Consider the following 25,328-nt stretch of genomic DNA (forward strand, 5'->3'; position numbering starts at 1 on the left):
TGATCTAATTGCAGAATCACACAATGGAGTCATGAACTATGTTTACCGGTCTTAGCGCATTTCCTTTGACGCCAATGAATGAGCAGGGTGTGGATGAAGGAGCATTTACTCGCCTTGTGGAGCAACTGGTGGCTGCGAAAGTAGATTCTATCGGTGCGCTCGGGTCTACAGGAAGCTATGCGTACCTTTCTCGGACTGAACGCTCACGAGTTACGCAGTTGGCAGTAGAGGCAGCCGGGAATGTTCCCGTCATGGTAAGCATAGGATCGCTGCGTACACGTGATGTGCTGTTGTTGGCAGAAGATGCGCAAAAGGCGGGAGTCAAAGCATTGTTGCTGCCGCCCGTTTCCTATCAGAAGCTATCAGCTGAAGATGTTTTTTCGCTGTACGAAACGGTCACCGCCAATATCTCCGTCCCGCTATGCGTCTATGACAACCCCGGCACCACCCATTTCGAATTTACTGATGAGCTTCACGGGCGAATTGCCCGCCTGCCGAATGTGCACTCGATCAAGATCCCTGGCGTTCCCGAAGCACCAGATCAGGCCAGGGCACGAGTCGATCGCCTTCGGGCACTGATTCCGGAGCACGTAACGATTGGGGTAAGCGGGGATGTATTTGCTGTTACTGGATTGAACGCAGGCTGTGAGGTCTGGTACTCCGTCATTGGGGGCTTGTTCCCGAAAACAGCCCTGGCAATCACGCGTGCTGCGTTGTCGGGTAACGCCGAAGAAGCGACTCGCCTTTCCGAATCTTTGAAGCCCCTATGGGCCCTCTTCACACAATTTGGGGGAAGCTTCCGCGTTGTTGCAACGGCGGCCGAGCTTCGTGGATTCACCCACTCTCCGAGCTTGCCATTGCCACTCAGAACCATAAGTGGAGCAGGGCGTCAGCAAATTGCTGCGGTGATCGACGAACTCGAACTGAGCTGAGCAGTAAGTGCTGCGAACGCATCCGAAACGCCAAGCTGCATCTTTACAATGATACAGCTCAGCAGGCGCGGTAGGGCCGATGTTTAGTCGGCTTTGACCGGCGCTGTGGCCCTAATGTTGAGCGAGCAGATCAGTTATAGGAGCAAAGTGAATGTACATCCCCCCTCAGTTTGAAGAGTCTCGTGTTGGCGTTTTGCAAGAAGTCATAATGCGAAATCCGCTTGGGTCACTTGTCACTTGTTCGGATGATGGGATTGACGCCAATCACCTCCCTTTTGAACTTGTGCTCCGCAACGGGGCGCTTGGGGTGCTGCAGGCGCATGTGGCGCGCAATAATCCCCTATGGCATGAAGTCGCCCAAGGCAGCGAGGTGTTGGTGATATTTCGAGCTCAAGATGCGTATATATCGCCGCAATGGTATCCGAGCAAACAGGATTTCCATCAGCAAGTCCCCACTTGGAACTACCGGGTCGTGCACGCATTTGGTCGTGTGACGTTTCACGATGATGCTCAGTATGTGCGTCGTGTCGTGGCAAAGCTGACCAAGTCTAATGAAGCATCTCAGCCAGCACCTTGGAAAATGGCCGATAGTCCCAAGGAGTACATAGATGCCATGCTGAGAAAAATTGTAGGGGTCGAGATCGAAATCACGAGGCTAGTGGGGAAATTCAAGCTCGGTCAGGATGAGGAAGCCCGTGATATCCGAGGTGCTGGCGATGCTTTGGTCTCACGTAATGAGCGAGGAATTGGATTAGCCATGCTTGAGTGCGCTGATAATAAAGACATTTAGCATCTTCCTTCCCACGTACAAAAAGGTGCCTCCCGAAATAAAGGAGCGCCTCTATTAGTGCCTCATAAAAATCATCGGCACTTATGAATTGTCTTTGCAGTGAGGACGCCTCAGCAGAAGGTGGTTTGCTGAGGCGTTTTTTGAGATCGCTGCTTCGGGCCGGCGGGCTCGGCTTACTCAGTTTGAATCACACCGAAGCCTCGCACGACATCTGAGCAGAATTCTCTCACGTTCCTTTTGTGCATCCAGCGCGCGCCATACATGGGCCCGCCAATCAGTGCCTAGAGCTTCAAAAACGTTGTGAAATGGTCCTTGTGATCCAGCAGGATCTCACGAGGCAAGAGAGTCGCCACACTTCCTCGATGCTGCAATCCGTGTGATAGCACGTGTGCAAGAACTTGCTCTTTCGTCATGTTACCTGGTTTTCCATCCTTGAAAATAAACGCAACCGGATCAGACAGTTCGATTGCTGTTATCGACTGGGTGTAGTTCACAAACCATTGATTCGCTGAAGAAAAGTACTCTTCCAGTCGACCTAGGTCTTGTTTCTGTTCGGTCAGGATGGAGTCAAATTCATCCGGTTTTCCCTGCAGTCTGGCAATGAACAGCTGGTCAACAATATTGATATGGGCGAGCCAGTAGAGTGCTTCCTCCATTTCCGTTGGAAATTTTTTTGCCGCGGGGGCTTTCAAGCACTTGAACAGCTCCTCCTCAGACCATGCCTTGTATTTGTAAAGCGAATGAAGAAGGTTCGTGGCACTCATGGTGTTCTCCTGGTTTTCTAATTTTCTGGCTGCCCTGGACCTTCTGATGGGAGTGCGGATAGGGCTCCTTCCCGCAGGGGGATAGCCATGCATGGTCGGATAGGTGGAATGGTCAGTATATTGACTTTTTTAGTCAATAGCTGATAGTTTGAATGGCAAGCGACGAAAGTGGCCATGTGGTAGCCGAGTGAAGGGTGATTGGCCTGGTGCGGGCGATTTGCGATCCCTCACCATCTGCGTTTGCAGATGACGATGATCTCGCTCAACGCCTCAGAAGAAGGCCTGCATTGCACAGGAAAGGGTCACTGCAGCACTGAATTTCAGCAGGGCGCCGCCTTACGGGTGGCAGGCTCAGAGATGGCGAGAGGGTGTCTCAAATCATGAAGTACGTCAGCACACGGACGCCTGGTAAAGAATTCGAGTTCAGCGAGGTCCTCATGGGGGCGTACGCACCGGATGGTGGGCTTTTCGTTCCTCGCAACGTTCCTCGCTTCAAAAGCGAAGATCTCCTGAAGCTTGAATGGCTACCATTTCACGAACTGGCACGTCATGTAATCGAGCCGTTCCTAGGTGGCTATATCCCTCAAGATGAACTGTCTCGAATTCTTGAGGAGACATTTGACCGTTTTAAAAGTAACGCTGTTGCGCCGCTCTACCAGACGGCTACCAATGAGTGGGTATTAGAACTATTCCATGGTCCGGCAGGGGTCTATCAAGACTTCGGTCTCCAATTGATGTCTCGTTTGGTTGAGTGCTCCTTACTAAAGTCCGGAAAGAAAGCGCTTGTCGTTGGCTGCACTGGTGGAGACACCGGTGTCGCGGCTATCAAAGCCTTCAATGGCATGGAAGGTGTGACGGTGATTGTTCTGCATCCTTCCAGAGGAATAACAGATGAGCATCGGCGTCGCTTATTAGGCGCTGCCGAAGAAAATGTTGTAAATATTTTGGTTGAGGGTGATTACGCCGATTGTCATCAGCTGTGCGAAAACTTTCACAGAGGCATTAACGAAACAGGTCAACAATTAATATCTTTCAATTCGGTGAATTGGGTGAGGGTGCTCGCGCATCTGTCCTTCTACTTCTACTCGTCGCTTCAATTAGGTGCGCCTAAAAGAGATGTGGCGTTCAGTGTGCCTACCGGAAATTTTGGTGCTCTCTATGCAGGCTATATTGCAAGGGAAATGGGGTTGCCCATCAGGCAGCTAATTGTAGCAACGAATACCAACGCGGGGTTGCATAACTTTCTTCAGTCTAACCTCTATAGGCGTAATGAGATTCGTACTACCAACACGCCTTGCATGAATGTGTCGTTAGCCTCTAATTTCGAGCGGCTGCAATGGAGTATTCTCAATAGGTGCAGTGATAAAGTGGCTAGAAATATGGAGCTACTAGAGACGGATGGCCAAATTCAACTGGAACAGGATGAGTGGTTAGAGGCGCGAAAGCTATTTGATTCTTTGGCGGTAGAGGATGCAGAGGCATTTTCCTGTATTCATGAAGTCTTTGTTAAAAGTGGTTACTTGATCAGTCCTAATACCGCGATTGGATTACGAGCTGCGCGAATTAACAGGCGTAGCTTACTGACACCAATGATCTGCTTGGCCACGACGCATCCTTCAAGCTCTGCCTCAGTTCTGGCTGAAGCCGATGTTCAATCTCCAATGAGTGTGGTGAGTGCTCACCCCTTCTCTAATGACGAATGCATTTCAATTTCCAATGATGTTGGCATCCTTACGGAACTCATCAAGGCGATATCCCAAGACACGAAGTCTCGCTCGCTATAATCCTGGAGTTAGAGATGAAACGCGTTTTAGATAAGACGGATGAAAAAATACTGGAAGAGCTTACTCGTAATGCTCGACTTGCGCATAACGACATTGCCATGAAAGTTAATTTATCTAGGAATGCTGTCAGGCTCAGGATTGAACGGTTGGAGCGGGACGGATATATCAGGGGTTATACCATCATCAAAGGTGGGCCGCCTTCCGAGGTTGCGCCAATTAATGCCCTTATTTTTGTGTATCGAAAAGACCGAATGCGCGGTGCTGATGTGGTGCGTTCAATTGTCTCAATGCCTGAGGTCGTGTCCTGCAATGTGATGAGTGGTGACCTGGATATTGTAGTGACAGTTGAAGCGACAAGTTCGGATTGTATTCATAGGGTCTGGAGCGAGATATCCACGTTGCCAGGAGTTCTGAATACAGTTACGTCATTTGTATTGTCTTGCACGAAGTAGGTTGCTAGGAAATCAAAATGCTCTCTCCTGCGAGCATTTTGCTCGCAACAATGATCGGTTTGCCATATTCGTATGAGCACTGCTGCAGTTTAATATTTCAGTACCGAAAACATAACAATGAGGCCCATGTCGTGACTGAATATAAAATTGCTTTGCTTGGTTTTGGTGGTGTAAACCGTGCGTTGACGCAGCTCATTGCAGATAAGAACGAGCACTGGGCTAATGAATTTGGTTTTAAGCTAAAAATTGTTGGTGTCAGTGATCTTTACTTTGGCTCCATTATCAACAAGAACGGGTTGGATGCCCAGGAATTGGCCGCAGTTCCTGCTGTAAAAGGGGGGTTTAGAACATTGCCAGCGGGCAGTGCTGAGCCTGCCAATGAGACGGTTATCCGTTTCTCGGGGGCCGATCTTATCGCCGAGGCGACGTTCACCAACCCTGTAGATGGAGAGCCAGCTACGACTTTCTGTCGCTGGGCTCTGGAAAAAGGTATCAGTGTGGTCACCACCAACAAAGGGCCGGTGGCGTTGCACGCTGAAAGCCTGAAAGCATTGGCCAGAAGCACCGGTGCCCAATTCGAGTTTGAAGGCTCGGTAATGAGCGGCACCCCCGTCATTCGTCTGGCTAAAGAGTCGCTGGCCGGCTCGGAAATCAGCGGGTTTAAGGGCATCTTGAATGGTACGTCCAATTTCGTACTTTCTAGTATGGAAGAAGGTCTCGACTTCTCTGATGCAGTCGCCAAGGCTCAGGAACTCGGTTACGCAGAAGCTGACCCCACCACGGATGTGGAAGGGCATGATGTTCGTCTTAAAGTAGTCATTTTGGCGAATGAGCTTCTGGGGGCGAAGTTGACTCCGAGCGATGTCCTTTGCAAAGGCATCTCGGAGATCACGTCAAAAGACATCACCAAAGCAACGAAGGCCAATGCTCGGTGGAAACTGATTGGAAGCGCGGAAAAATTGAGCAATGGCTCCATCGCCGCCTCTGTTAGTCCTCAATTGTTGCCTCTGGGTGACGCACTGGCTGGTGTCAGTGGCGCAACAAATGCAATTACCTTTAATACAAAAATTCTTGGTCCGGTAACGGTTGTCGGAGCGGGTGCAGGTCGGTTTGAAACAGCATTCGCCTTGCTCTCGGATATCGTCAGCATTCACAAGAACAAAACTAAGATAGGTAAATGATCATGAATAGCTTGAGTCTTTCGCTCGCTGTTGATTATAAAACCATAACAGTTTTGAGCCCGTATGATGGCGCTTCAGTTGGAGAGGTGGCGGACGTACCTGCTTCATTTGCTACTGCAATCATTGATACGGCGAAGCTTGGTGCGCAGATCGCCAAAGAGCTCCCACGACACGAGCGTGCTCGCATACTGGAAAAAACCGCTGCTTTGGTCGAGAGCGACAAGGAGGCGTTTGCCAGTCTGATTGTTGCCGAGTCGGGAAAAACGATCAAGCAGGCGAGGAAGGAGGTTTTACGCTGCGTCAATACGTTGAAGCTGTCCGCCGAGGAGGCCAAGCGTAATGCAGGTGAAGTCATCCCGTTTGACTCCTATGTCGGATCCGAGTCTCGTCAGGGATGGTTTACTCGGGAGCCTTTGGGTGTAATTGTTGCAATTACCCCATACAACGATCCACTCAACTTGGTCGCTCACAAGTTGGGGCCTGCGATCGCTGGCGGTAATGCTGTTGTACTCAAACCTTCTGAGCTCTCTCCGTTATCTGCCATTAAGCTGGTGGCCTGCCTGAACGCTGCGGGTCTCCCTCCTGCGGTCGTGTCCATTGCAACTGGAGGGGCCGCGCTGGGCAAGGCACTGGTCGCTCATCGAGCGGTACGTATGGTTTCCTTCACGGGTGGTTTTGTTACCGGTGAGCAGATCTCTCGCAATGCAGGCCTTAAAAAACTGGCGATGGATTTGGGGGGCAATGCCCCGGTTATCGTCATGGGCGATTGTGATCTGAATGAAGCCGTTGAGTCCTGTGTATCAGGCGCTTTTTGGGCTGCCGGGCAAAATTGTATCGGTACCCAACGAATTCTTGTTGAAGCGACAATATATGAAGAGTTCAAAAAGAAATTCGTTGTGAAGACAAGTGCTTTAGTCGTGGGAAATCCTGCTGACGAAAGCACGGATGTTGGGCCAATGATTACCGAAGCTGCTGCAAAACGCACTGAAGAAGTAGTCGTCGAGGCAGTCGATAAAGGGGCTAACCTGTTATTTGGTAATGTACGCCAAGGTTCGCTTTACTCACCGACGGTCCTGGAGAATGTTAGCCAAAGCTGTAAAGTTTGGTGTGAGGAAGTATTCAGTCCGGTTGTCATTCTTCAAAGCGTGGCCTCGCTTGATGAGGCGCTGACGCTGGCTAATGAGCCAGAGTACAGTTTGCATGCGGGTATTTTTACTAGCAATTTGAATGTCGCCATGAAAGCAGCTAAACGACTCGAAGCCGGCGGCGTCATGATTAATGACTCATCTGACTATCGTTTTGATGCAATGCCATTTGGTGGTTCCAAATACGGCAGCATGGGGCGTGAAGGTGTGCGTTTTGCGTATGAAGATATGACGCAACCAAAAGTGATTTGCTTAAACGATGTTGGCGGAAGTTGATTAAAGGGTCGATGTGAATCCCTAGGATTAAATCGGGTCCTCGGCAAGGCTCTTCTGGTCGGTAGAGCCTTGCCCAATACAACAATAAAAGGTAACAAAATGAGTGTGAATGATCTTAATCCCACACGCGTGCCATCGTCTGGTGCAACTCGAAAAAGAGACTTCAGCGCAGAAGATGCAGGCTATCAAAAGGTGCTCAAGCCTCGCCAGGTTCAGATGATTGCTATAGGGGGGGCAATCGGAAGTGGTCTATTCATGGGCGCAGGGGCACGACTCGCTGAAGCCGGACCCTCGCTTGTGTTTGTCTATGCAATCTGTGGCTTTTTTGCGTGGTTCATCATTCGGGCTATGGGCGAACTGGTGATGTATCGCCCATCCTCGGGCTCGTTCGTCTCCTATGCTCGAGAGTTCTACGGTGAGAAATGGGCTTTTGCCGTGGGATGGATGTACTGGACTGATTGGGTAATGGTTGCCATTGCAGATCTCACAGCTACAGCGCTCTACCTGAATTTCTTCAAAGCCTATGTCCCGTTCATGGGTGACATCCCTCAATGGTCGTTGGCACTGGGAGCATTGGGTTTTGTTACTGCGATTAACCTTGTCTCGGTAAAGATTTTTGGTGAGCTTGAATTCTGGTTTGCCCTGATCAAGGTGGCTGCATTAACTACTTTCCTTGGGATCGGCATTTACATGGTGTTGTTCGGCACTCCGCTGCCAGGCCATGAGATCGGATTCAAACTGATTTCTGACAATGGCGGTTGGTTCCCATCAGGCCTTTTGCCCGCCGTAATCATGATCCAGGGGGTGATATTTGCGTATGGCAGTGTGGAGTTGGTTGGTACTGCAGCTGGCGAAGCCCAAGACGTCGCTACAGTCATGCCGAAAGCAATTCGGGCAGTTGTTTTCCGCATTATTGTTTTTTACGTTGGTTCTGTATTGCTGTTGGCAATGCTGCTCCCCCACACCGCGTACTCGGCGGGGGTAAGCCCGTTTGTGACTTTCTTCGGCTCGCTGGGGATCAAGGGTGCAGACGCGATTATGAACATGGTCTTGATTACCGCGGCCGTGTCTTCTCTGAACGCTGGCATTTACTCCACTGGCCGGGTGCTTCGCTCGCTGGCAATCAACGGATCAGCCCCTAGCTTCCTGGCCAAGATGAACCGTCAAGGTGTCCCGTTCGCTGGCATCATGCTGACGACCGTTGCTTCACTAATTGGTGTCGTACTTAACGCAATTGTTCCGGGTGAAGCCTTTGAAATCGCGCTGACACTCACTGCCGTTATGTTAATCGGTTCGTGGTCAACAATCGTTCTGTGTCAGATCAAACTCTTCAAATACTCCCAGCAAGGTGATCTGGAGCGCCCGGGGTTTCGAATGCCGTTTGCGCCTTACAGTGGTTACGCGACTTTGGTGTTCTTCGGTTTGGTTCTGGTTCTTATCGCATTCGATTATCCCGTAGGTACGTACTCGATTGCTTCGCTGCCGTTTTATGCCGCCGCTCTTGTTGTTGGTTGGTACATGGTTCGTGGCCGTGTTCGTGCAATTGAGACTGGTGAATTAGTCTTTGACGAAAATCAAGAATTGGTCCGAGCAGATCAGACCAATCATCCTTCTTTCATTCACCTTCAGAATCAATGACACCAAACGAAAAAAGAAACTTTGGAGGAAATAGACATGCGTCCTGACAAAAAGAATCTGTCCACACTTTCGGCGGCTACGCTGGCAGTTCATGGTGGGAATGTCATCGACACCACTACTGGTGCTATTCGCACGCCGCTGGTGATGGCCAACTCTTATCTGCTGCCAGATGATCCGTCGACGATGGACTGGTCCAGCCCTGATGGCCTCGTGTACACACGAAACCAGGGTCATAACCAGGTATGCCTGGAGAAGAAACTTGCTGCGCTTGAAGGTTGTGAGGCAGCAGCTGTATTTGCTACCGGTGTAGCCGCTTTGCATTCGATATTTTTCGCCTTCTTGAAAAGTGGCGACCATGTCATTGTCAGTGACGTCACCTACGAGGCCGTATGGCGACTGTTCGCGGAGCTTCTGCCGGAGCGCTATGGCATTGAAGCCTCGTTTGTGGATATGGGCGATTTGGAGGCTGTTCGGAGCGCAATCCGCCCTAATACCAAACTTTTTCATACTGAGACAATTGCCAACCCAACTACCAAAGTTGCGGATATTGCAGCGTTGGCCGAGATTGCTCATGCGCACGGGGCACTGATTTCTGTTGATGCAACCTTCACCCCACCTCCGTTCTTCCATGCCAGCCAACATGGGGTGGACCTTGTTGTCCACTCCCTGACCAAGTACATCAATGGCCATGGCGATTCGATGGGTGGGGTGGTTCTGGGTTCCACTCAGATGATCACTACAATCAAGCACGATGCTCTTGTTGATCTCGGCGCGACCATCTCTCCGTTCAATGCCTGGCTGATAATGCGTGGTTCTGTAACGTTGCCTCTGCGTCTGCAACAGCATCTTAGATCTGCTGAAAAATTGGCTGCATTTCTCGAAGCAGATGATCGTGTAGCTTTCATCTACTACCCAGGGCTTCCATCCCACCCACAACATGAACTCGCTCGTCGGCAGTTCGCAGGGCGCGGCTATGGGGCGATGATGGCTTTTGCAGTAAAAGGGAATCCGGACACTCAAAATCGGTTTGTTTCGAATCTGCGCATCATCACTTCTGCAGTTTCCCTAGGTCACGATGAGACCCTTATTGTTCACGTGGGTGCAGAAGGCCGGGGTGGTTTTGACAAGTATCCTGAAGAGTTCCGTACATACGGTCATCTCCGTCTTTCGGTTGGACTCGAAGATCCCGACGATTTGATCAAAGATATTTCCTCTGCGTTGGACGAGACATTCAAGTGATTTGAGAACTTAAAGGCTCGTGCCAACTTTAGCTTTGGATGTACGATATTGCTAAATATATGGTTTGGTTGGTAACCCTCCTTTGCCCTCGTACCAGCGGGGGCTTTTTTACTGGGTCCTATCAATGGTTCCAGTTTTACAAGGGCCAAATCTCCCAATCATATTAGGTTTTGTCCGTCGGAGTTGTGACGGATCTTTCAATGGAGGCGAATCATGGCTTGGATATGTTTAATTTTTGCAGGGATACTTGAAGTTGTTTGGGCTTTCTCCATGAAACAATCTGAAGGTATGACCAAGCTTGGGCCGACTGTTGTTACCTTGGTAATGGTAATGGCAAGTTTTGCTCTCCTATCATTTTCCATGAAAAGTCTACCACTTGGTACTGCCTATACAATTTGGACTGGCATTGGTGCTGTTGGCGCGTTTGCAGTGGGTATCATCCTTCTAGGCGAACCTGCGAGCCTTATGCGAGTTGTCGCAGCTGTCTTAATTGTCAGCGGTCTTGTAATGATGAAGCTGGCTTCAGCTTGATTTTTTCTGTTTCGGTTAGAAAATAAATTATAAGAGTTTGAGTGACGCCTCAGCATTTCCTGAGGAATTTCATGCGCTGCTTTTTTGTTTACCTTTGCAAAACAGGTTGTCAGTCAAGCAGATTGCTCTCTGTTGCGAGCGGTTTGCTCATAATATTGATCTGTTTGCCATATTTGGATGAACGAGCCATCGGCGTACTATCAGTGTCCAGTACAAGGACATGAGGTCTTGATTATGACTGAGTATAAAATTGCTTCGCTTGATTTTTTAAGAAATGGAGGTGTATAGCTAAATTTCTATTTCCGTTGTTTGAGTAACGCTTGTCACAGCTCTTAAATGGGCGTGCAGCAATGCAACTATTACGGGGCTTATATCCGAAATGTAGTTGCCAAAAGAAAAATTGTTAAAGTCGTCAAATCGTTAACTGCCCTTAATCAAACTACAACATCTAGGGATTCTCATATGATTTCGCTTCGTAAGCTTTTCGTGTTAGCACTTTTCCCACTTTGCGCGAATGTCGCGCTGGCCAAGGAATACAAAGAACTGCGTTTTGGCGTGGATGCTTCTTACGCACCATTCGAGTCTAAAGCCGCAGATGGTAGTCTTACGGGGTTTGATATCGATCTGGGTAATGCAATCTGTGCCAAATTGAAGGTCAAGTGTACATGGGTCGAGAGCGATTTCGACGGCACGATTCCAGGCCTAAAGGCCAACAAGTTCGATGGCATTCTCTCTTCCATGACGGTGACCCCAGCCCGCGAGAAAGTCATCGACTTCTCAAATGAGCTGTTCTCCGGCGCAACCTCTTACGTGTTCAAGAACAATTCTGGTCTGAGCGAAGAGGTTACTTCCCTTAAGGGCAAGACCGTAGGTTATTTGCAAGGAAGTATCCAGGAAGCATATGCGAAAGCGGTTCTGGATAAGGCTGGTGTCAAAACTCAGGCCTATCAGAACCAGGATCAGGTTTATTACGACCTGGTTTCCGGTCGCCTCGATGCGGCGATCCAGGACATGCTGCAAGCACAGCTGGGTTTTTTGAATTCCCCTCAAGGCACTGGTTATGAAGTCAGCAAACCCGTTGACAGCGAGTTACTGCCAGCCAAAACAGCTATTGGTATCTCTAAAGGTAACAAAGACCTCAAGGCTTTTTTGGATAAGGGCATCCAAGCGTTACACGATGACGGTACCTATGACTTAATCCAGAAAAAACACTTCGGTGATCTGAATCTCTATAGCGGCAAGTAAGGCCCCGGTGCCCGTCCCCGGGGCGGGCGCTTTATTATCGCGATAGGTTCCTGAATTATGTTCGAAATACTGTTGCAGGCCCTCGGGCTCTCCACATACAGCATGAAAGGGTTCGGTCCTCTGTTGCTGGAGGGCGCCTGGATGACCGTCAAGTTGTCAATTCTCTCGCTGCTGTTGAGCGTACTGCTTGGTCTTATCGGGGCCAGTGCCAAACTTTCCAGTGTCAAACTCCTGCGAATCCCAGCACAGCTCTACACTACCCTGATTCGCGGGGTGCCGGACCTAGTGCTGATGCTACTGATCTTTTACAGCCTGCAAACCTGGTTGACCGGGATCACGCAGGCACTGGATTGGGAATACATAGAGCTCAATCCGTTTGTTGCCGGGATCATCACGCTGGGGTTTATCTACGGGGCCTATTTCACTGAGACCTTTCGCGGGGCGATGCTAGCTGTGCCCCGTGGACAGGTGGAAGCGGCCACCGCCTATGGCTTAAGTCGCACTCAGCGCTTTCGCTTTGTGGTCTTCCCGCAAATGATGCGTTTTGCTTTACCGGGTATTGGCAATAACTGGATGGTCATCCTCAAAGCCACTGCCCTGGTGTCGATCATAGGCCTTGCTGACTTGGTAAAGGCAGCCCAGGACGCTGGTAAAAGCACCTATCAATTGTTCTATTTTCTGGTCTTGGCAGCGCTTATTTATTTGGTGATTACCAGTACTTCAAACTATGTCCTGCGTTGGTTGGAACGGCGTTATGCGGCAGGTTCCCGGGAGGCTGTACGATGATCGAACTCTTGCAAGATTACTGGAAGCCTTTTCTCTATAGTGACGGCCACCAGATCACGGGGCTGGCCATGACCTTGTGGTTGCTCAGTGCCTCAATCTTCATCGGCTTTTTGGTGTCGATCCCGTTGTCCATTGCCCGGGTTTCATCCAAGTGTTACCTACGCTGGCCCGTACAGTTCTACACCTACCTGTTTCGGGGAACGCCGCTCTATATCCAGTTGCTGATCTGCTACACCGGGATCTACAGCCTGGCTGCAGTTCGTGCACAACCGGTGCTCGATGCATTCTTTCGCGACGCGATGAACTGCACCATCCTTGCGTTTGCGCTGAACACCTGCGCTTACACCACGGAGATTTTCGCCGGAGCAATTCGCAACATGGCCCATGGCGAAGTCGAAGCTGCGAAGGCCTATGGCCTGACGGGTTGGAAGCTCTATGCCTACGTGATCATGCCATCGGCGCTACGCCGCTCGTTGCCGTACTACAGCAACGAAGTAATTCTGATGCTGCATTCGACCACCGTGGCCTTCACTGCAACCGTCCCGGACATTCTGAAAGTTGCTCGCGATGCCAACTCGGCGACCTTTCTGACCTTTCAATCGTTCGGTATTACTGCGCTGATTTACCTGATGGTTACCTTCGCGCTTGTCGGACTATTCCGCATCGCCGAGCGCCGTTGGTTGGCTTTCCTTGGTCCGGCTCATTAGGGCTTGGTACTCCATATGGCCGCTCATTAGGCCTCGGGCTTTGTCGCCGGCTGTCACAGCTGCAAAGCGACGCCACATTTTCCCTTAGAGGATGATTGCGCACATGTACAAATTGACTGTTGAAGAGCTGCACAAGAGTTATGGTAACCACGAAGTACTCAAGGGCGTATCTCTGAAAGCCAAAACTGGTGATGTGATCAGTTTGATCGGCGCCAGTGGGTCAGGCAAAAGTACCTTCCTGCGCTGCATCAACTTTCTCGAAACACCCAATGACGGAGCCATGAGCCTGGACGGCAAGCAGATTCGCATGGTCAAAAACCATCATGGCATGCAGGTGGCCGATGCCGCTGAGTTGCAAAGGCTGCGCACCCGTCTAGCCATGGTCTTCCAGCACTTCAATCTGTGGGGTCACATGACCGTTCTGGAAAACATCACGATGGCCCCGCGCCGGGTGCTGGGTGTCAGCAAAAAAGATGCTGAAGATCGTGCCCGACGTTATCTGGACAAGGTGGGGCTGCCAGCGCGTGTTGCGGAGCAGTTTCCAGCATTTCTCTCTGGCGGTCAGCAACAGCGAGTGGCGATTGCACGAGCATTAGCGATGGAGCCGGAGGTTCTGCTGTTCGACGAACCGACGTCGGCGCTGGATCCGGAACTGGTGGGCGAAGTACTAAAGGTGATTCAGGGCCTGGCCGAAGAAGGCCGGACCATGATCATGGTGACCCACGAAATGAGCTTTGCCCGCAAGGTGTCGAGCCAGTTACTGTTTCTGCATCAAGGCCGAGTCGAGGAGCAGGGTGGGGCAGAGATTCTGGATAATCCGCGCAGCGAGCGCCTTCAACAGTTTCTGTCTAATGGGCTGAAGTGAATAGAACTCACAATGAACAGGAAGGAAAAAACACCCGATTCTTCACGAACATTGGGGCGTATTGATGAGGCAATCATTGACGTATTGCGCCATAACGGGCGCATCACGTACCAAAAACTAGCAACGCTTGTGCACCTGACCGCAAGCCCTTGCCAGCAACGCGTACGAAAGTTGGAGAGACTGGGGGTGATTCGCGGTTATGGTGCGTTCATTGATGTGCAAAAGGTCTCACCGGGATTGTCCCTACAGGTATTGGTCGCTATATCCAACCAGAACCGGCGCACTGCGCAGAAAGCCTTCGAAGCATGTGTAGAAAACTGTCCTCAGGTCCTGGAGTGCCGGCTTATTGGTGACCCGTTCGACTATAGCCTACGCATGCGCTGCAAAGACATGAAGCACTATCGTGCACTTACGGAAGTTTGGTTGGAGAATGAGGAGCTGTATATCGACAAACTGGTTGCCTATCCTGAGCTGGCGGTAGTTAAGCATTCATCCACACACTGCGACTAGCGGTGCAGAGTATCAAAAGATGCAGGCTATGCCTGAGATGAGCCGGTGAAGGCCTGAACGCCTGTCGTTGGCAGGCCTGGGCGGAAACGTAAAAGCCTATCTCACGTTATTGTCGGAGCTAAGTGTTCATGCGCGTGGATTTCTGCGTAATAGACTTCGGCGTCAACCAAGTGAAATCGAGGACTTGCTGCAAGAAATATTGTTGGCCGTGTATAGCAGGCGCGAAACGTACCTCCCAGATCAACCAGCGACGGCGTGGGTATTTGCCATTGCGCGCTACAAACTCGCTCGAGGTGGGCGCGTCATGATGCGTTCACGACTCCCTAGACAATACAGCTGCCTGCCTGTGATTGAGCAGAGCTTGCAGCACTTAGCGTTGATGAGCTTTATATCCTCGCACTTTGCAGGCGAGCCTCCCTTACATGAAACAGGTGAAGTCCATGACCGTTCGACCCATGCTGCCGGGTATCCGTGCCATTGAAGCTGAAATGATTGAGTTGCGCCGCCAGCTTCATGCTTACCCGGAGCTCAGCCTTAAGGAGTTCAAAACCTCAGATCTGGTTGCTGCCAAGCTCGAGTCGTGGGGATTTGAGGTGCATCGTGGCTTTGGGGGGACTGGTGTTGTAGGGCGTTTGCAGCAGGGTTGTGGAAGTAAGGTCATTGGTATTCGGGCAGATATGGATGCGCTGCCGATTCAGGAGCAGACCGGATTGCCGTATGCGAGCCAGCATCCAGGCGCCATGCATGCCTGTGGTCATGACGGCCATACTGCAATGCTGCTGGCTGCCGCGCAGCACCTAGCCAACAGCCGGCAGTTCGACGGTACGCTGGTGGTCATCTTTCAGCCTGCCGAAGAAAGCGATGGGGGGGCGCAGAAAATGCTGGATGATGGTCTCCTGGAGCGATTTCCCTGTAATGCGTTGTTCGGTATGCACAACATGCCTGGGTTGCCAGTAGGGAAGTTGGGTTTTCGGGCCGGGCCGTTCATGGCCTCCACCGATACTGTTGAAATTCGAATTGATGGTACGGGCGGGCATGGCGGAATGCCACATAAAGCCATTGACCCCATACTTACTGGAGGGGCAATTGTCATGGCGCTGCAGAGTATTGTGTCGCGTAATACGGATCCTCTGGAGACGGCGGTGATCACTGTGGGCTCCTTTCATTCTGGTGAGGCGCCCAATGTCATTCCGGGGCATGCAGTACTCCAACTATGTGTTCGCGCCTTGAAGCCTAACGTTCGTGCCGACCTTCTCAAGCGGATTGTCCAGGTCGCCCAAGCTCAGGCGCTTAGCTTCGGCGCCAGTGTCAGTGTGGAGGTTGATAGGGAAGAATCATTGCCACCCTTGATCAATGATCCTCAGCTTACTGCGTTTGCCCGACAGGTCGCTGTTGATTGGTTGGGTGAAGAGGGGGTGATTCAAGACATGGCACCTATTGCTGCCAGTGAAGATTTTGCAGTGATGCTTGAGCATTGTCCTGGCAGCTATCTCTTTATCGGTAATGGTGATGGGGAGGGGGGGTGCATGGTGCATAACCCTGGGTACGACTTCAACGATGACTGCCTGGGGACGGGGGCTAGTTACTGGGTTCGGTTAGTTGAACAGTTTCTGGTTTGAGCTGGTTGAGATCAGGTGCAGTACTTACCCGATCCAGTACCATTTGTGAGTGAGAGACAGGAGCAGCACAGTCACCAGCGCAATGATTGCGGCACTGGTGAAAACCAGGGATTGCCTCCCCGGCAAGACCCCCATGAAAAAAGAAAGTAACTGTCCGGAAAAAATCTCAATTGAATGGTACGCAAGGTTACGTTCCATCTGAAGTACGTCACTCTGCTCAGGTCATGTGGTTGTCGGTCCAGGCCAGGAACGTTGAAGTGCTTCATTCAAAAAGCGGGTGAAGGCCTGCACCCGAGCGGTATGTCTCAGGTCCTGATGAGTGAGGACCCAAAGTCCCGTTTTGAGGGCGTCGAGTCCTACGAACGGGACCCGCTCTAGCCCGGGGGTTGAATCTCCCAAATAGCAGGGAAGTGCGGCTATTCCCAAGCCCCCCAGCGCTGCTTGCCTAAGGGTGACCAAAGAGTCGGCCTTGAAAACAATGGACGTTGCAGGAACGCTGGCACGCAGCCATTTTGCAATATCCATTTGACCAAGCGCGAGATCCGGGGCCAGCCATCGATTGAAATGCGCTGGATCAACGCTCCCATGACGCTCAGAAAATCCCCTGGCAGCGTAAACGGCAAACCCGACATCGGCGATTCGCCTACCGATCAATGCGTCGGGAGGACTGTCACTGGTTCGTATTGCTACATCTGCATGACGTTGGGCCAGATCGCTGATGAAATTCCCGGTGGTGACTTCAAGTGATATCTCGGGATGGAGTTCACTGAATCCTCCAAGTGCCCCCGGTAAAATGGATGCCATTAAGGTATCGCAGGTGGTAATGCGGAGTATGCCCTCCAATCGCAGATCCTTGCCTTCGAGTTTGCGGGACAGTTCGCTGACGGCGATATTCATGGTTTGTGCTGTCTGCAGTAATTCTTCTCCTGCGTCAGTCATTGTGTAGCCGGTCGAGAGGCGATCAAATAGTCGAAATGCATGAAGTTTTTCGAACGCATTGATACGCCGCAGCACGGTGGTGTGATTAAGATGAAGTGCGCGTCCGGCAGCGGCAAAAGACTTGTGTTCGGCAACGGCAAGTATCAGGCGCAGATCGTCCCAGTCCCAAGTGTGCATATATGCAGTCCGTAATAGCTAAATTGCAGATTGTAGGGTTGCTGATTACTCGCAACAATATATTCGGAAGGCAGCGCACTGTGCGCTGTCAGTGTTATTTTGGAAGTTGTATGGACGATTATAAAGGTGTCTCCTATGGTGTTTTATTCCTTCGCCTGACAGCTGGTATTGCGTTGCTGGCGCACTCTCTGTATTTAAAGGTTTTCGTTTTTACAATGTCAGGTACTTCAAGTTTTTTTGAGTCGATTGGCTTGCCGGGTATGTTGGCGTGGCTGGTTCTCGGAGTTGAGGTCACCACGGGTGCAATGCTGGTGCTGGGCTTTAAAACTCGGTATGCGGCCTTGGCGGCCATTCCTGTTTTGTTGGGTGCCACTTGGGCGCACTCGGGTAATGGGTGGCTGTTCAGCAGTACCGGCGGGGGCTGGGAGTACCCGGCATTCTGGACGGCGGTGCTGATTGCTATCGCGCTGTGTGGCGATGGTGCTTATGCCGTAACGCGGCAGCGTGCATCGGATAAAAATGCCGCCAGCAGAAAGACGGAACATACGTCCTGAAAAAACCATGACCGCTGCCCAGGCCGAAGCTCCGTTGCCAACTGAACTCTGGTGCGGTTTTTAGCCAACTGGCGGATCAGTGCAACTGCGCAATGAAAAGCCACCCTGGATGAGGTGGCTTTTCATCACATGCTACGGGCCTCTTGCTTTAGTCGACCAGTATTCGAATGTTTGAGGTGCCCCACATGGTGTAAACATCGGCGAGCAGTGCACCGTTATTGATGTCTTCCAATTCAGTCTGTGTAATCTCGGCATCGCCTTGTTTGCCATAGAGCGTTACGGTATCGCCGGGCTTGACGTTTTTTACGTCGGTCACATCTACCATAACTGTGTTCATCGAAATTTTTCCGACTGTGGGCACTTTCACGCCATTGATGACGACAAAAGACTTGTTGGTAAACACTCGGCGGTAGCCATCTGAGTAACCTACTGGGATGTTGGCGAGCCTGGAGTCTCGAGTCAGAGTGAGGGTGCGGTCATATCCCACCGTGTTTCCGGCAGGATAAGTGTTGACTGCAGCAACCTTGCTTTTGAGTGACATGACGCGTTTCAGCTCGGCGCGGCCGATCAAATCGCCGTAAAGTGCTCCGCCTACGCGCACCATGTCCAAGTGGGTTGCCGGGACGTCAAGCGTTGCGAACGAGTTGGCACAATGAACGGTGATTTCGTCACGGTTCAAGTGGGCCGTCTTGATGATCCAGTCCTGCTCCGACATGAACTTGTCATAGGCCTCCATGACGAAGGCCTTATCCTCGACGGCGAAGTGCGTCATGATCCCGGTGACCTTCAGTCCCTTCATTGAGGTGATTTCCAGTACGTCTTTTTTGCCCTGCTCGGTGGCAAGCTCCAAGCCATTCCTACTCATGGCGCCCGCATTGGTAACGAGATGAATTTTGATCGGCTTGCCATGGTGTTCTGCCAGCGTGCTGATGGCTCGGGCTACCTGTGCATTGCCGATAAGCTCTTCAATGTCATAAGGCAATGCGCTGACGATTTCTCCCTCCGTGGCTTGCCGAACGCGAATAATTTTTCCTGTGTAGCCCTCTTTTCTGGCAATTCGCGCTTCTTCATTACTCGCAATGCCGATGCAATTAATGCCCGATTCCATGATCGTCGGAATCAATAATGCGATACCGTGGCCATAAGCATCTGCTTTCATCACGGCGCACAAGCTACTGCCTTTCGATAATCCGCTTTTTACGAATTCTATATTTTGCTTGAAAGCAGATTTACTGATCTCTAACCAGGCGTTTGTTTGGGCTATTGTTGCATTTACATCCTGCTTGAAGTTGTATTCCTGTAACAGCGGTGCAGCGACAGCCTGAGTGCCGAGTGTCAATAAGCCAACAGCAACAAAGTGAGAGGATATTATTTTCATTATTTCATCCTTTGAGTTATTTTTTGTAGCGGTAGTTGGTGTCGTGTTGTTCACTCAATGCTACACTGCCAATACACAGGTGCCAGTTGGCAAATAGCTTGTTGCATAGAGCGTTTTGCTCGTTATAGCAAGCTAACTGCTCGTGTGGGTTATTCTGAAGTTAGTATCTTTGCTGTTTCTGTCGGAAGGCTGGCGGGGCGGTATGGGAGCGGTTCGTGAGAAGGGAGTTGGTTTTCAATCAACGCCGATATAGACCCAGCCTGATTCCTCGCACCAATGCCTGTTCTAGATTAGTTCCGATTTTGAGATGGGTTAGTCTTGCGTCGGCACGTGGGTCAATTTGGCATCGGCGTCAACAGGCCGGAATCGATCTGAAGAAAGCGCTCGACGATGTCCGCGAAACTATGAGGACGCAGCACTAAAGACGCCGACTTATGAAGGCGGTAGGGATCCTGTCGCGGCGTACGCTGGAAAAAACATCATCGACTCGGCCGGTGAATGCTCATAAGTTGAGGACAACACCGCACCGAGCCGATCGGCCTAGCAGGTTCCAGGGACTCTTCTTCTCTTCGGCATAGTCGTAATGCAGGTAGTGACGTCTCACCTGGGAGCCGGCCAGCACATGGTTCTGACAGCGATCGATGACGTCCAGGCTTGTTGACGCCGATGCCGAATTGACCCACGTGCCGACGCAAGACTGACCTACCTCCAAAACGGAAAAAATCCAGCACAGGCAACGGTTCGCGAGGATTAGACTGTGTAAGTGACATCTCGGCAATGGGGTTAATTCGGCGTCGGCGCCAACAGCGGTAGGGATCCTGTCGCGGCGTACGCTGGAAAAAACATCATCGACTCGGCCGGTGAATGCTCACAAGTTGAGGACAACACCGTACCGAGCCGATCGCCTAGCAGGTTCCAGGCACTCTTCTTCTCTTCGGCATAATCGTGATGCAGGTAGTGGCGTCTCACCTGGGAGCCGGCCAGCACATGGTTCTGACAGCGGTCGATAACGTCCAGGCCGACCCCCGACGCCTGCATCATGGTCGCTGTCGTGCGGCGCAGGTCATGCGGCGTCCAGTCGCCGTTTTGGCCGTCGGCCAGGACCAGGGTGTCGTCGTGGCGCCGTCGTGAGAGGACCTTGCGGTTTTTGAACCGGGCCTGACGATCGCCGACCTGTTTACTCACCACTTTCACATCCACATGCCCATCATCCTGCTTGTTGGGGAAACACCACTGGGAATGTCCCGTCAGGGTCTTGAGTTCCTGAAAAAATGCAGGGCGAAAGGGGAGAGGAAGACATGGTGGTCCTGTTTTTTGCCGCGAGTGCCTTTGACATTTTCACAGGGAAGTAACCAGGTCTGCTGGTCCAGATCGACGTTCTTCCATTCGGCCTGCAGTAACTTGCCAATCCGGCACAAGGTGCCGAGGCTGATCCAGAGCGCGAGTTGGGTCTCCTTCTTCAGTGGTCGAATGCCCTCGTACTTTTGCCCGGCAGGGAGGGCCTCGTAGTCGCCAGGGGTTAGGGGGGAGATGTCAACCAGTTCAGTCGGATCACCCTCAACCAGTAACGCCCGCCAAGGTTGGCGCTTTCTGGCCCAGCTGAACATCTGAGTGAGGTCGGCGAAGAAGCTGATGGCTTGCCGGTGAGCGCCGCGGTTGACCACGGCCCGGATCAGCGCCCGAACATCGTGTTCGGACACATTGCTCACCGCTGTCTTGCCGAGTGCCGGAAAGAGATCCTTGGTAAAACGGCGCTGCAATTCAGCATTACCGTCTTTGCGCGCCACGCCATCCAACAGCCACGCCTTGGCCAGATCTTGGACGGTCAGCGTTTGCACCTTCGTTGTTTTTACTTGTCGGTGGAAACCGGTAGCAACGCTCAATACCTAGGCTACTCGCAGACTGAGGGTACACATAGAGGTAGAAAATTTTTTAACTCAAAAATTCCCTTTATTTTCAATAACAAAGAGAAAGGTTCGATTCCGACTCCGACCATATATATCAAGGGCTTGCGTGAGATACCTCATGCAGGCCCTTATTTCTTTGCTCCGCAAAAACCAGCCTCTGCTCCGCAACTCGTTGCCGCTGATCACTTCGTAGGCGTAACTTTCATCCCCTTACGCATCCGGTCGAGGGTGGTGATGTCGGTGGTTTCGCGGTCTTTCAGGGTGGTGTCAGTGGTGCCGGCGTTCGGGCCGCCGATGCCCATGCCGATCTTTTCGCCCATCTGTTCGGTCACGCCGTAGATGTTGATCGCGCTGAGGAATTGACTGGGTTCCTGCATGCGGGTTTCCAGGGTCTGGGTGACGCTTGGCGCGGTTGCGAATTTGGTGGCCACGTTCGGCACGCCGTGCAGCTTGGCCAACTGACCGAGGTAGGCGTTGAAGTGGGTGCGGGTATCGTTGCGCATGGTGTCGTCCTTCGGTATTCGGGGCTGTGGGTGGGCCGGCTGTCAGCAGTCGGTCATGACCTGGTTGTCGCCACCGGTGACCGGAGGGCGCTTCGTTTGGTTGTGGTCCTGGGTGGTGGAGAGCCTGTTTTTCAGCTCTTTCAGGTCGGTGCTGACCTGTTCGATTTGCGTCTTTAGCCCAGCGGAAAACTTCTTCCCGGCAACCAGTTGTTCGGGCAGGTCTTTGACGTGCTCGGCGACGGTTTCGACGGCTTGGCTGATCTGGGTGAATTCGTTGTCGTCCTTGGCTTGTTTGCCCTTGAGCAGGGTTTGCACCTTGCTGAACAGTTGGGCGCCGAGGCTGGGCTTGTCTTCGATTGCCTCGAATGTCAGCACGGTCTCCAGTGCCTCAGTGAACATCGAGGTCGCGGAGTAGTGGCGATCCTTGAACGGGCTGGCGTCAGGTTTCTGGGCTGAGAACGACAGCACGTCGGTGCCGAGGCTGGCCGGGGAATCGGTGATGCCAAGGCCGACGATGTAGGCCTCGCCGGTGTCGGCGAAGCTGTCGTCGATCTCTATGGAGGTGTAGACCTTCTGCTTGGCCTTGTTCAGGGCGATCAGTTCGGCGGCCGGCTCGACCTGGGCGAACAGGGCCAGTTTCTTCTGGCCACCGATGCCCACTTCTTCGGTCTTCACCGCCAGCACGTCGCCATAGGCCTTGACCGGGCCATCGGGTAGCACGCTGCGGTAGTGCTCCAGCCAGATGCGGGCGCCGTAGGTGGACGGGTTGAAGTTCGTCGTGGCCTGTTCCAGCCAGTTGCGCTTGATGGTGCGCTTGTCCGAGGTTGCGCCCTCGACAGCGACGCGGAACCAGTTGCTGCGAAACTTCTTCATGCCGGGAATCCTCATTGCGTGGGGCGCCTGCTGGTGGGTGAGCAGTGCGTTGCGATGAGGGCATGGTCGTGACGCGCGCGAGTGGCGGCAACGAGGTGGGACTGTAGGGAAGGGCGGTACAAAGGGCGGCGCTATTGAGTCGCGAGCGCGGGCGGCAGCATCGCGGCCATGACTATGACCGAATTGCTGCCCATCGATCCCCGCCGCCAATCCAAGTTTCTGTACTGGATGGGGTGGCGCGTCTGCGAGATTGCCGAGGCTACGGGCGAAAAGGAAAACAAATGGCTGTACGGGACAGATCACATATCCATTAGGTAGGCGGTCAACTATGACGGCATTGAGATCCAGAAGCTCTCTCTACCAGGGCTTTATCGGGAGGCGCCAGATACAGCCCGATGACGTCCCAGAATTTCTCTTCGAAGTTCGGGTCGTCGGACAGCTTGAAGGTGCGTGTCAGGTGCGGTTTTATATCGTTGGCGGCCCATATCCGCTGGACGCTGGCCGGTGAAATGCCGGCGACTCGAGCCATGCTTCGACAGCTCCAAGTACGTACCGAATAGCGGCTACAGGCCTCTTGGTTGCGGCGCAGCGCCCGGCTTACCGTCGAGGGCGCTCGGTTGATCAAGCAGGTGATCCTTCGCTGACTAAAGCCTTGGGCTTGGCCGAGCTGGATGGCGACGCGTTCTTCAACGCTGAGTTTGCCTTAGGTCATAGTCGAATATAGCCCGCCAGCGTACCGGAATTAACCGCCTTGTATGTCAGTGCTACGCACTCACGCGCCAGGTATAATGAAAAAACTTGCATTGTCTTCGCCGTTTCCGCAGAGTTGAGGTAATCCTGAAGGATAATGAGCTCATGACATGGATAGTCAATTCAAATACTCTGATTTCGTCCCGGCCGACGAGAGTCATTCAAGCGTCTGTTTACAATCCGAACTTGAAAACCTGTTGGGGGACCTTCAGGGATTAAGCTATGCCTACTTTGCTGTTCCTCGAAATCGTGAAACGGCTCCTCTTATTATTTCAGATTATCCATCGCCCTGGCTGAAAGCCTATAAGGGAGCCAACTATCATTTGATCGATCCGATCATTCATCACGGTCTTAAAAGTTGCGCGCCATTTTCTTGGAGTGATGCGCTCCAGGCTGTTTCCTGTGACAAGAGTCGGGAGTTGTTTCGACGTTCCAGCCAATACCGGATCTGCTCCGGCGCCACCTTTATCCTGCATGACCCCTGTGGAGTGTTCAGTTCGTTGAGTCTTTGCAACGGCGGGCAGCAAGCCGACTTCGATCGCCGCATGGCCGACCAGCAGGGGCAGATACAGATGGCACTGATCCGCTTTCATAGCCGACTGTTGAGCCTGCGGACGGTGGATGAACTGTTTTCCAAACTTCAGAGTGGGCCACTTTCGGGCAAGGAGATGGGGGTGCTCAAGTGGGTGATGATGGGCAAGTCCTACCGGGAAATCGCGCTGATCTGCGCGATTTCCGAGCGCACGGTCAAATTTCACATGTCCAACATTTCCGGAAAACTGCAGGTCTGCAATGCCAAGCAGGCGGTTTATGAGGCTCGACGCCTAGGCATCCTCTGATTCAGGCGCTGATCCGCTTGGGCTAACCGAGCGGTGTGTCGCGGATGTACAGACGATGCGGCCACTGGCTTGCCTGCGTGGATGACAAGGGTTGCTTGCGCGCAATACTGGACATCAGCCGCTGACGATTGAACTCGGTTACCGGCATGTTCAGCAGCAGCACCTTTTCCCCCGGAGAGGCTTCGCCGGTATCCAGCACTTCGTAGTGCCAGCCGGCGTTGCGTACGACCCGTCCCATGGCATTGCTAACCACGGTGATGATCGATTCCAGGCCACTGCCTGCGGCATAGTTGTGCATGCAAAAGAGCAGCATTTCGGTCAGCGGTGCCTGGGCCAGGCCGTATTGGCGTGATCGGATCTTGTCGACGAAGAAGCGACTGGACTCGGCCATCAGCGCGTGCTTGGGCGGCTCGCAGCGGAAAAAGTCACGGAACGGCCCTTCGACCATATAGGGATCCAGAGTGCTGATCAGGCGCAGGCCGGCCAAGGGGACACCCTCCCAGGTACCGATCAGGTAGGTCGTCCGCTCGCTGTCGTATTCATCGAACTCGATGCCGTTGTTTATATTGACCTTCCAACTTAAACGATCAGCGAATACTTCCTTGCGCAGGCGATACAAGTCGGCGACCCAGGCGTGGGGTGTCGCACTATAGTCAAGCGCGTGAAACTCGATAGCTTTCATGTTATTAACGTTCTTCCATGGGAACTGGTACTTAAGTACTAAGTGGTGCGGCTCGTACAGGTCGCGGGGAATGAACTTCCGGGTACGAAAAATCAATCGCGCGACCATTGTTAGTTTATCAATGTCCGCCCAGCGGCAACCTGTACTTAGGTGCAGTTGCAGGTTGCATAGTTTGATTTTCATCGCGCTATCTGCACCTAGATACAGTTGTTCTCTCTGGGTAACTACGGCAACTTATGCCGGGCAGTGGTTAAGCCCCCTA

General features: G+C 52.2%; 25 protein-coding genes and 3 pseudogenes. 19 read left to right on the forward strand and 9 right to left on the reverse strand.

Translation table 11 applies throughout. From position 1 onward, the window contains the following. Positions 1–38 precede the first annotated feature (38 nt). Both C8K63_RS14795 and C8K63_RS14800 read left to right on the forward strand, forming a co-directional pair. Positions 39–932 (forward strand): dihydrodipicolinate synthase family protein, encoded by an 894-nt coding sequence (locus tag C8K63_RS14795; protein WP_108217381.1) that lies wholly within the window; start codon positions 39–41, stop codon positions 930–932. Positions 933–1,083: 151 nt separating this feature from the next. Continuing rightward, positions 1,084–1,722 (forward strand): FMN-binding negative transcriptional regulator, encoded by a 639-nt coding sequence (locus C8K63_RS14800; protein ID WP_108217382.1) that lies wholly within the window; start codon positions 1,084–1,086, stop codon positions 1,720–1,722. Positions 1,723–2,003: 281 nt separating this feature from the next. Here C8K63_RS14800 and C8K63_RS14805 read toward each other — a convergent pair whose 3' ends face one another. Continuing rightward, positions 2,004–2,486 (reverse strand): DinB family protein, encoded by a 483-nt coding sequence (locus C8K63_RS14805; protein ID WP_108217383.1) that lies wholly within the window; start codon positions 2,484–2,486, stop codon positions 2,004–2,006. A 380-nt stretch (positions 2,487–2,866) separates the two neighbouring features. Here C8K63_RS14805 and thrC point away from each other — a divergent pair, with 380 nt between their 5' ends. The 14 genes from thrC (at position 2,867) to C8K63_RS14875 (ending at position 16,464) form a co-directional block, all read left to right on the forward strand. After that, complete coding sequence (gene thrC, locus C8K63_RS14810; RefSeq protein WP_108217384.1) at positions 2,867–4,270, forward strand: threonine synthase; 1,404 nt, start codon at positions 2,867–2,869, stop codon at positions 4,268–4,270. 14 nt (positions 4,271–4,284) lie between these two features. Beyond that, a complete protein-coding gene (locus C8K63_RS14815; RefSeq protein WP_108217385.1) occupies positions 4,285–4,722 on the forward strand; it encodes an Lrp/AsnC family transcriptional regulator in 438 nt (145 codons plus the stop codon). 131 nt (positions 4,723–4,853) lie between these two features. Next, positions 4,854–5,903, forward strand: a complete 1,050-nt coding sequence (locus C8K63_RS14820) for a homoserine dehydrogenase (RefSeq protein ID WP_108217582.1) — start codon at positions 4,854–4,856, stop codon at positions 5,901–5,903. Positions 5,904–5,905: 2 nt separating this feature from the next. Beyond that, positions 5,906–7,324 carry an aldehyde dehydrogenase family protein gene (locus C8K63_RS14825; protein WP_108217583.1) on the forward strand — a complete coding sequence of 473 codons (1,419 nt, stop codon included), beginning with the start codon at positions 5,906–5,908 and terminating at the stop codon, positions 7,322–7,324. A 99-nt stretch (positions 7,325–7,423) separates the two neighbouring features. Beyond that, positions 7,424–8,962, forward strand: coding sequence for an amino acid permease (locus C8K63_RS14830; RefSeq protein WP_108217386.1), 1,539 nt, complete (start codon positions 7,424–7,426; stop codon positions 8,960–8,962). A gap of 36 nt (positions 8,963–8,998) precedes the next feature. Further along, positions 8,999–10,201, forward strand: coding sequence for a PLP-dependent aspartate aminotransferase family protein (locus tag C8K63_RS14835; RefSeq protein ID WP_178086787.1), 1,203 nt, complete (start codon positions 8,999–9,001; stop codon positions 10,199–10,201). 213 nt (positions 10,202–10,414) lie between these two features. After that, positions 10,415–10,732: a multidrug efflux SMR transporter gene (locus C8K63_RS14840; RefSeq protein WP_108217387.1), complete on the forward strand. Its 318-nt coding sequence runs from the start codon at positions 10,415–10,417 to the stop codon at positions 10,730–10,732. Positions 10,733–11,194: 462 nt separating this feature from the next. Next, positions 11,195–11,977 (forward strand): transporter substrate-binding domain-containing protein, encoded by a 783-nt coding sequence (locus C8K63_RS14845; RefSeq protein ID WP_108217388.1) that lies wholly within the window; start codon positions 11,195–11,197, stop codon positions 11,975–11,977. Positions 11,978–12,034: 57 nt separating this feature from the next. Further along, positions 12,035–12,763 carry an ABC transporter permease gene (locus C8K63_RS14850; RefSeq protein WP_108217389.1) on the forward strand — a complete coding sequence of 243 codons (729 nt, stop codon included), beginning with the start codon at positions 12,035–12,037 and terminating at the stop codon, positions 12,761–12,763. Continuing rightward, entirely contained in the window at positions 12,760–13,470 is a 711-nt protein-coding gene (locus C8K63_RS14855; protein WP_108217390.1) for an ABC transporter permease, read from the forward strand. Before C8K63_RS14850 ends, C8K63_RS14855 begins: the two co-directional genes overlap by 4 nt. Positions 13,471–13,573: 103 nt before the next feature. Further along, positions 13,574–14,335: an ABC transporter ATP-binding protein gene (locus tag C8K63_RS14860; protein WP_024777150.1), complete on the forward strand. Its 762-nt coding sequence runs from the start codon at positions 13,574–13,576 to the stop codon at positions 14,333–14,335. Between the two features lie 12 nt (positions 14,336–14,347). Then, the gene (locus tag C8K63_RS14865) at positions 14,348–14,845 is read left to right on the forward strand and encodes an Lrp/AsnC family transcriptional regulator (RefSeq protein WP_108217391.1); all 498 of its coding nucleotides are present in this window, start codon (positions 14,348–14,350) and stop codon (positions 14,843–14,845) included. 184 nt (positions 14,846–15,029) lie between these two features. Beyond that, complete coding sequence (locus C8K63_RS14870; RefSeq protein ID WP_371920762.1) at positions 15,030–15,326, forward strand: hypothetical protein; 297 nt, start codon at positions 15,030–15,032, stop codon at positions 15,324–15,326. Continuing rightward, positions 15,286–16,464 (forward strand): M20 aminoacylase family protein, encoded by a 1,179-nt coding sequence (locus C8K63_RS14875; protein ID WP_024777153.1) that lies wholly within the window; start codon positions 15,286–15,288, stop codon positions 16,462–16,464. The genes C8K63_RS14870 and C8K63_RS14875 overlap by 41 nt, the downstream gene beginning before the upstream one ends. A gap of 222 nt (positions 16,465–16,686) precedes the next feature. On the opposite strand, the gene C8K63_RS14880 is transcribed toward C8K63_RS14875, so the two are convergent. After that, positions 16,687–17,580: a LysR family transcriptional regulator gene (locus C8K63_RS14880; RefSeq protein WP_108217393.1), complete on the reverse strand. Its 894-nt coding sequence runs from the start codon at positions 17,578–17,580 to the stop codon at positions 16,687–16,689. A 110-nt stretch (positions 17,581–17,690) separates the two neighbouring features. On the opposite strand from C8K63_RS14880, the gene C8K63_RS14885 reads away from it, so the two are divergent. Continuing rightward, entirely contained in the window at positions 17,691–18,134 is a 444-nt protein-coding gene (locus tag C8K63_RS14885; protein ID WP_108217394.1) for a DoxX family protein, read from the forward strand. Between the two features lie 148 nt (positions 18,135–18,282). On the opposite strand, the gene alr is transcribed toward C8K63_RS14885, so the two are convergent. The 5 genes and pseudogenes from alr to C8K63_RS14915 form a co-directional block, all read right to left on the reverse strand. Further along, on the reverse strand, positions 18,283–19,512 hold the full coding sequence (gene alr / locus C8K63_RS14890) for an alanine racemase (RefSeq protein WP_108217395.1): 1,230 nt from the start codon (positions 19,510–19,512) through the stop codon (positions 18,283–18,285). Positions 19,513–19,944: 432 nt separating this feature from the next. Continuing rightward, positions 19,945–20,170: pseudogene (locus C8K63_RS30840) on the reverse strand (site-specific integrase); the annotation flags it as partial. A gap of 125 nt (positions 20,171–20,295) precedes the next feature. Beyond that, positions 20,296–21,368: pseudogene (locus C8K63_RS30845) on the reverse strand (tyrosine-type recombinase/integrase); the annotation flags it as partial. Positions 21,369–21,601: 233 nt separating this feature from the next. Next, positions 21,602–21,922: a P2 family phage major capsid protein gene (locus C8K63_RS14910; RefSeq protein ID WP_108217398.1), complete on the reverse strand. Its 321-nt coding sequence runs from the start codon at positions 21,920–21,922 to the stop codon at positions 21,602–21,604. A gap of 42 nt (positions 21,923–21,964) precedes the next feature. Continuing rightward, positions 21,965–22,795, reverse strand: a complete 831-nt coding sequence (locus tag C8K63_RS14915) for a GPO family capsid scaffolding protein (protein WP_108217399.1) — start codon at positions 22,793–22,795, stop codon at positions 21,965–21,967. A 174-nt stretch (positions 22,796–22,969) separates the two neighbouring features. Between C8K63_RS14915 and C8K63_RS14920 the strand changes: the two genes are divergently transcribed. Further along, complete coding sequence (locus C8K63_RS14920; protein WP_371920766.1) at positions 22,970–23,113, forward strand: hypothetical protein; 144 nt, start codon at positions 22,970–22,972, stop codon at positions 23,111–23,113. 40 nt (positions 23,114–23,153) lie between these two features. Here C8K63_RS14920 and C8K63_RS30850 read toward each other — a convergent pair. Continuing rightward, positions 23,154–23,495 (reverse strand): annotated as a pseudogene (locus tag C8K63_RS30850) (helix-turn-helix domain-containing protein); the annotation flags it as partial. Positions 23,496–23,655: 160 nt separating this feature from the next. Here C8K63_RS30850 and C8K63_RS14935 point away from each other — a divergent pair. Then, on the forward strand, positions 23,656–24,384 hold the full coding sequence (locus C8K63_RS14935) for a LuxR family transcriptional regulator (protein WP_108217400.1): 729 nt from the start codon (positions 23,656–23,658) through the stop codon (positions 24,382–24,384). A gap of 22 nt (positions 24,385–24,406) precedes the next feature. On the opposite strand, the gene C8K63_RS14940 is transcribed toward C8K63_RS14935, so the two are convergent. Continuing rightward, positions 24,407–25,249: an acyl-homoserine-lactone synthase gene (locus C8K63_RS14940; protein ID WP_256594952.1), complete on the reverse strand. Its 843-nt coding sequence runs from the start codon at positions 25,247–25,249 to the stop codon at positions 24,407–24,409. Between the last annotated feature and the right edge of the window lie 79 nt (positions 25,250–25,328).

Origin of the sequence: Pseudomonas sp. GV085, assembly GCF_003050925.1 — a bacterium.
GTDB lineage: Bacteria > Pseudomonadota > Gammaproteobacteria > Pseudomonadales > Pseudomonadaceae > Aquipseudomonas.

Excerpts from the sequence above, each read along its gene's own strand:
- C8K63_RS14795 (WP_108217381.1), top strand. The coding sequence starts at position 39 with ATGTTTACCGGTCTTAGCGCATTTCCTTTGACGCCAATGAATGAGCAG.
- C8K63_RS14800 (WP_108217382.1), top strand. The coding sequence starts at position 1,084 with ATGTACATCCCCCCTCAGTTTGAAGAGTCTCGTGTTGGCGTTTTGCAA.
- C8K63_RS14805 (WP_108217383.1), bottom strand. The coding sequence starts at position 2,486 with ATGAGTGCCACGAACCTTCTTCATTCGCTTTACAAATACAAGGCATGG.
- thrC (WP_108217384.1), top strand. The coding sequence starts at position 2,867 with ATGAAGTACGTCAGCACACGGACGCCTGGTAAAGAATTCGAGTTCAGC.
- C8K63_RS14815 (WP_108217385.1), top strand. The coding sequence starts at position 4,285 with ATGAAACGCGTTTTAGATAAGACGGATGAAAAAATACTGGAAGAGCTT.
- C8K63_RS14825 (WP_108217583.1), top strand. The coding sequence starts at position 5,906 with ATGAATAGCTTGAGTCTTTCGCTCGCTGTTGATTATAAAACCATAACA.
- C8K63_RS14830 (WP_108217386.1), top strand. The coding sequence starts at position 7,424 with ATGAGTGTGAATGATCTTAATCCCACACGCGTGCCATCGTCTGGTGCA.
- C8K63_RS14835 (WP_178086787.1), top strand. The coding sequence starts at position 8,999 with ATGCGTCCTGACAAAAAGAATCTGTCCACACTTTCGGCGGCTACGCTG.
- C8K63_RS14840 (WP_108217387.1), top strand. The coding sequence starts at position 10,415 with ATGGCTTGGATATGTTTAATTTTTGCAGGGATACTTGAAGTTGTTTGG.
- C8K63_RS14845 (WP_108217388.1), top strand. The coding sequence starts at position 11,195 with ATGATTTCGCTTCGTAAGCTTTTCGTGTTAGCACTTTTCCCACTTTGC.
- C8K63_RS14850 (WP_108217389.1), top strand. The coding sequence starts at position 12,035 with ATGTTCGAAATACTGTTGCAGGCCCTCGGGCTCTCCACATACAGCATG.
- C8K63_RS14855 (WP_108217390.1), top strand. The coding sequence starts at position 12,760 with ATGATCGAACTCTTGCAAGATTACTGGAAGCCTTTTCTCTATAGTGAC.
- C8K63_RS14860 (WP_024777150.1), top strand. The coding sequence starts at position 13,574 with ATGTACAAATTGACTGTTGAAGAGCTGCACAAGAGTTATGGTAACCAC.
- C8K63_RS14865 (WP_108217391.1), top strand. The coding sequence starts at position 14,348 with ATGAACAGGAAGGAAAAAACACCCGATTCTTCACGAACATTGGGGCGT.
- C8K63_RS14875 (WP_024777153.1), top strand. The coding sequence starts at position 15,286 with ATGACCGTTCGACCCATGCTGCCGGGTATCCGTGCCATTGAAGCTGAA.
- C8K63_RS14880 (WP_108217393.1), bottom strand. The coding sequence starts at position 17,580 with ATGCACACTTGGGACTGGGACGATCTGCGCCTGATACTTGCCGTTGCC.
- C8K63_RS14885 (WP_108217394.1), top strand. The coding sequence starts at position 17,691 with ATGGACGATTATAAAGGTGTCTCCTATGGTGTTTTATTCCTTCGCCTG.
- alr (WP_108217395.1), bottom strand. The coding sequence starts at position 19,512 with ATGAAAATAATATCCTCTCACTTTGTTGCTGTTGGCTTATTGACACTC.
- C8K63_RS14910 (WP_108217398.1), bottom strand. The coding sequence starts at position 21,922 with ATGCGCAACGATACCCGCACCCACTTCAACGCCTACCTCGGTCAGTTG.
- C8K63_RS14915 (WP_108217399.1), bottom strand. The coding sequence starts at position 22,795 with ATGAAGAAGTTTCGCAGCAACTGGTTCCGCGTCGCTGTCGAGGGCGCA.
- C8K63_RS14920 (WP_371920766.1), top strand. The coding sequence starts at position 22,970 with ATGACCGAATTGCTGCCCATCGATCCCCGCCGCCAATCCAAGTTTCTG.
- C8K63_RS14935 (WP_108217400.1), top strand. The coding sequence starts at position 23,656 with ATGGATAGTCAATTCAAATACTCTGATTTCGTCCCGGCCGACGAGAGT.
- C8K63_RS14940 (WP_256594952.1), bottom strand. The coding sequence starts at position 25,249 with ATGAAAATCAAACTATGCAACCTGCAACTGCACCTAAGTACAGGTTGC.